Annotated in this window: 1 protein-coding gene; it reads left to right on the plus strand. The window is 40.3% G+C overall.

Annotation, left to right across the window (positions count from 1 at the left end; translation table 11 throughout):
- On the plus strand, positions 1-345 hold a 345-nt coding region (locus tag IAI56_RS15980; protein WP_187658797.1), incomplete at both ends, for a hypothetical protein.

Genomic DNA, 345 nt, shown 5'->3' on the forward strand with positions numbered 1-345 from the left:
AATATTACTAGTTATACCAATGTATCACCAGCAGTACAAACCTTGGGAGTTCGTATCATCAGTGTACAAGGATGTGTAGGTTATACTACGTTAAACATTAGAGTATTGCCAGCACCAGAGCCAAATACCAATCCAACGGTATTACCAGCAGTTTGTGAAAATGCAACTACACCAGGACAAGCCACGATAGACTTAACCCAAAACCAAGCGTATATTTTAAACGGAGATCCTAATCTAAGCGTACAGTATTATCCAACGTTAACCGATTTAGAAAACAATACGAACCAAATCACCAATCCAGCATCAGCATTGGTAGGTGATGCGACCTTGGTAGATGACCCAATC

This window comes from Flavobacterium macrobrachii (assembly GCF_014486675.1).
Lineage (GTDB): Bacteria > Bacteroidota > Bacteroidia > Flavobacteriales > Flavobacteriaceae > Flavobacterium > Flavobacterium macrobrachii.